Raw genomic sequence first — 4,823 nt, forward strand, 5'->3', positions numbered from 1 at the left:
ATCTACAACCTGGAGGGGCAGCTGATCGTGTCCGTCGTCCAGGAGGGACTGTTCCGGAAGCTGGGCTGACCTGGTCTTTTGCGGTATCGGTCGGGTCCGCGTCACGTCGTCCGGTGCGGCGCGGGCCAGTCATGGCGAAGGCCCCCGGGGAACGAAGAAGGCTACGCGGCCCGCTGGGGATGCGGGCCGCTCCTCGCTTCTCCTGGAGCACCGGGTGGTCAGGCCGCGACCGCCACCGCCTCGGCGGCGGGTGCCCGCAGGGCACGGCGTGACGAGCCGAGCAGCGCGACCAGTGTCACCACCACGGCCACCGCCGCGGTGCCCAGCCAGATGCCCCATTCCGGGTCGGGCAGCCAGCTGTCGGTCTTGGCGTGGCTGAACGGCAGCACGGTGGGCAGCGCGGCGACAGTGCCGAACGCCAGCCCGGCGGCGGTCAGCACCGCGCCCTCCAGGACGACCATGCCCAGCAACTGGCGGCGGGTCGCCCCGGCGAGGCGCTGCTGGCCGAACTCCCGGCGGCGGTGGGCGGTCACGGCGACCAGTGTGTTGACCAGCATGATGCAGGCGAACAGCACGACCATCCCGGTGACCACGAGGTTCAGCGTCTCGATGGCCTCGTCCTCGGCGTTGGTCACCACACCGGCGGCCGCGTTGGCGTCGTTCTGGATGACCTGCATCCACAGCGTGCCCACCGAGATGCCGACGAACAGGATCACCGGAGTCATCGCGGCCGCCAACTGGGCGGTGCGTTGGCGCAGGTTGAGCACCGCCAGGTAGCCGCTGACGCCGCCGAACCGCTCCACGGGAGGCGCCAGGACCGCGGTCGCCCAGCGCACCAGCACCGGTGCGAAGAACGCCATCCCGATCCCGAACAGGATGTCCGCCGAGCCGGCGAACTGCATCGAGTCGAAGCCCTCCGGGCCGGCCACCGCGGCCATCACGCTCAAGTGCAGACCACCGAGAAGGAACAGCACGCCGGCGGTGATCCGACCCCTGCCCATCCGTCCGCTGCCCGAGCTCGCGTCGGCCGTGCTGCCCAGTGCCTCCACCACGCGCATCCTGGCGACGCGACGCGCCGTCAGCAGCGCCGCGCCCGCGGCTCCCAGCACGGTGACGCCGAGGCCGGTGCCCAACGCCACCGGTCCGTAGGCGAAGGCCACGTCGTCGGCCACCTGGTCGGTGGACTTCAGCAGCGCCAGCAGCCCGCGCCCGGCCAACGCCCCGGCGGGGACGGCCGTCAGCGCCCCGGCCAGCGCCAGCAGCGCGGCCTCGCCCAGGATCATCCGCCGCAGTTGGGCAGGGGTGGCGCCGACGCTCTTGAGCAGGGCCATCTCCGTGGCCCGCTGCCGGACGGAGAGGGTGAGCGTGGAGGTGACCGCGAACGCCACCAGGGCCAGGCCCCAGCCACCCACCACCGTCGACATGGTGACCAGGGTCTCCTGATCGGTGTCCGACACTCCTTCGGCGCCGCCGGTGTCGGACAGCGATCCGAAGGCCATCACGAGTACGGCGCCGAGGAACACCGCCAGGAAGCTCGCGGTGAAGGCGCTCATCCGTCGCCGCAGCGACCTCACAGCCAGGGTGAACATGATCAGATCCCCTCGCTTCCGGAAGCGTTGCCGTTGCGAGCTGCGGCGTAGGCACCGCTCGTGCCGTCGTACCGGCCCTGGCGCGCGATCTCGTCGCCCAGGTGGGTCAGCCGCTCCGCCACCGCCTGCGCGGTGGGACTGGACATCCGCCCGGCGAGACGCCCGTCGGCGAGGAACACCACCGCGTCCGCGTAGGAGGCGGCCACCGGGTCGTGGGTCACCATCACCACGGTCCGGCCGAAGGTGCGTACCGACTCCTGGAGCAGACCCAGCACCTCCCGGGCGCTGTGACTGTCGAGCGCGCCGGTCGGCTCGTCGGCGAAGACCACGCTCGGTTCCGCGAGGAGCGCCCTGGCGATGGCGACCCGCTGCTGCTGGCCTCCGGACAGCCGGCCGGGCAGGTGGTCGAGCCGCTGCCCCAGTCCCACCCGCTCCAGGACGGCGCGTGCCCGTGCCGAGTCGATGCGGCGGCCGGCCAGCTTCAGCGGCAGGGTGGTGTTCTGCACGACCGTGAGCGTCGGCAGCAGGTTGAACTGCTGGAAGACGAAGCCGATCCGCTGCCGGCGGAACTTCGTCAGCTCGGTCTCGCTCTTGCCGCGCAGTTCGAGGCCGTCCACGAACACCGTGCCGGTGTCCGGTTCGTCCAGGCCGGCCGCGCAGTGCAGCAGGGTGCTCTTGCCGGACCCGGACGGTCCCATCACGGCGGTGAACGTGCCGCGCGTCAGGTCGAGCGAGACGCCGTCCAGCGCGGTCACCCGGGCGTTGTCATCGCCGTATGTCTTGCGCACCTCCACCAGCCGCAGAGCCTCGGTGCTCTCCTGGTTCGTGCTCTGTGTGCTCCGTGAGTTCGTCATGCCGGAACCATCGGCGCCCGCGCCTACCGTCGGCTGACAGACCGCTGACCGTCGCCTACCGTGCCGGGCGGCCCACAGTCCCCAGTTCGGCCAGAGCCGCCTGCGCCGTCATCGACGCGCCCCGTCTCAGGGCCTGCTCGAACCGCCGGGCGCCGATCAGGTCCCGTACCCCGGCCGCCGTCCGCACCGCGTCCTGCTCCCTCGCCGGTTCCCCGCCGCGCACCGCCTGCCCCAGCCCCAGCAGCAGTCCGGCGCGTTCACCGTCGCCCGCCAACAGCGCGGCCCCCGCCAGGCCCTCCACCGCGCAGGCCGCCTCACCGAGATCGCCGCCGCTCAGTGATACGTCAAGCGCCTCCCGATGCCGGGCCAGCGCACCCTCCGCGTCGCCCTCCGCCTCGGCCACCCGGCCCAGGCCCACCAACGCCCGCACCCGGGTCGCCTGACCGAAGACGAGTTCCGCCTCGGCTCCGTGCAGGGCCGACTCGTAGAGTCTGCGGGCTGTCGTGAGGTCGCTTTCCAGCCGGGTGACATCACCGAGCCCGCAGCGGGCCGAGCCCAGCTCCTCCCGCAGGCCGTCCCGCCGCGCTGTCGACTCCGCCCAGGTGAAATCGGCACGCGCCGCGCCGAGGTCCCCGGCGCGCAGCAGCCCGTATCCCCGGTTGCACCGCATGTTCACCACCGCGGCCACGGCGCCCAGTTCGCCGGCCGCCGCGATGCCCTCCTCCCACAGCTCCAACGACCGGGCATGGTGCCCGCGCCGCGACGCCAGCGTAGCCGCGGCGTCCAGGGTCTCCGCAGACCCGAGCCGGTCTCCGAGGTCACGGAAACCCCGCAGAGCCGCATCGAACTCCCGTTCCACCGCCTCCCCCGCGTCTCCACCGAACAGCGCCAGATAGCCCTTCCCCATCCGGAGCAGTGCCTGTGACCAGGGATCCGTTCCAATGTGTGCCTCGGGGCGCGCAAGGCTCGCGTCGGTGGGACCCGCCGCCGTCGCCCACAGGAAGCTGAGATACGGATACCGCGGCGGTGCCGTGCGCTCCGCCATGATCGACTGGGCCCGCCGCCACCACTCCTGTTGCTCGGACCGGCCGGGGCCCTCGGCTCTCGCGTTCAGGACGCACAGGACGTACTCGTCGTCCAGCCCGTCCGGCACCCGACGGCCGGTCGAACGCAGCAGCTCCGCCGCCAAGGGCGCGGCCTGGCCGCGCAGCCCGCGCAGCAGCCAGTACCCGCTCAGCAGGGCGACCAGCCGCAGCCCCCGCTCCGGTACCGTGGTCACGGAACGGCGCAGCGCCGCCAGCAGGTTGAGGTGCTCGGCGTCCAACCGCCGCAGCCACTGAAGCTGCTCGGACCGCCGCAGGCACGGCTCCGCCTCGGCCGCCAGCCGCAGGAACCACTCCGCGTGCGCCGCCCGCAGCCGCGCCTCCTCCCCCGACTCCGCGAGCCGTTCGGCGCAGAACTCCCGTACGGTCTCCAGCATCCGGTAGCGACCGGCCTCGTCCACCTCCACCAGTGACTTGTCCACCAGCCCTACGGCCGCCTCCAGCGGATCGTCCAGTTCGTCGCAGGCGCAGACCTCCTCCACCGCCGCCAGCGGCGCACCCCCCACGAACATCGTCAGCCGGCGCGCCAGCGCCTGCTCCTCCTTGTCCAGCAGGTCCCAGCTCCACTCCACCACCGCGCGCAACGTGCGGTGCCGCGGCGCCGCCGTACGCTCCCCCCGCCCCAACAGCCGGAACCGGTCACCGAGGCGGGCCTCCACCTCGGCGAGGGGCAGCGAGCGCAGCCGCGCCGCGGCCAGTTCGAGGGCCAGCGGCAGTCCGTCCAGCGCAGCGCAGACCCGCAGCACCGAACCCGCCTGCGCGTCCCCCAGCGCGAAACCGGGCCGTACCGCCGCCGCCCGGTCCACGAACAGCCGCACCGCTGCGAAACCGAGCGCCTCAGCGGCGGTGACCGCGCCCGGCGCGCTCCCCTGCGGACCACCCGCCTCACCGCCCGCAGGAACCGCCAGCGGGGCCAGCGGCCACAGCGACTCTCCCGTGATCCCCAGCGCCTCCCGGCTGGTGGCCAGCACCCGGACCCGCCGACACGCTCCGAGCAGCCGCTGCACCAGCTGGGCCGTCTCCGCCACCACGTGCTCGCAGTTGTCCAGCACCAGCAGCGCCTCGCGCTCGGCGAGCGCGGCGACCAGCCGGTCCACCGGGTCCGGCCGCATCCGCCCGCCGCCGCCCTTCAACGGCCCCGCGTCGTGCAGTCCCAGCGCTCCGACCACTGCCTCGGCGGCTCCGCCCTCCGCCCCGTCGGCGCTCACCACCGCCAGGTCGACGAACCGGGCCTCCACGCCGGTCCGCTCCACCGCCCGTCCGGCCACCTCCAGCGC

The 4,823-nt window shown here is 73.4% G+C and carries 3 protein-coding genes; all 3 read right to left on the reverse strand.

Annotated features, from left to right (window positions below; translation table 11 throughout):
• Nucleotides 1-218: 218 nt before the first annotated feature.
• Nucleotides 219-1,589 carry an FtsX-like permease family protein gene (locus FNH04_RS41270; protein WP_152791337.1) on the reverse strand — a complete coding sequence of 457 codons (1,371 nt, stop codon included), beginning with the start codon at nt 1,587-1,589 and terminating at the stop codon, nt 219-221.
• 2 nt (nt 1,590-1,591) lie between these two features.
• Nucleotides 1,592-2,443, reverse strand: a complete 852-nt coding sequence (locus FNH04_RS41275; protein ID WP_152791339.1) for an ABC transporter ATP-binding protein — start codon at nt 2,441-2,443, stop codon at nt 1,592-1,594.
• 55 nt (nt 2,444-2,498) lie between these two features.
• Nucleotides 2,499-4,823: ATP-binding protein (locus FNH04_RS41280; protein WP_228031924.1), on the reverse strand; the 2,325-nt coding region annotated here is incomplete at its 5' end.

It is taken from the genome of Streptomyces phyllanthi (genome assembly GCF_009377205.1).
Taxonomy (GTDB): Bacteria; Actinomycetota; Actinomycetes; order Streptomycetales; family Streptomycetaceae; genus Streptomyces; species Streptomyces phyllanthi.

Excerpts from the sequence above, each read along its gene's own strand:
- FNH04_RS41270 (WP_152791337.1), bottom strand. The coding sequence starts at position 1,589 with ATGTTCACCCTGGCTGTGAGGTCGCTGCGGCGACGGATGAGCGCCTTC.
- FNH04_RS41275 (WP_152791339.1), bottom strand. The coding sequence starts at position 2,443 with ATGACGAACTCACGGAGCACACAGAGCACGAACCAGGAGAGCACCGAG.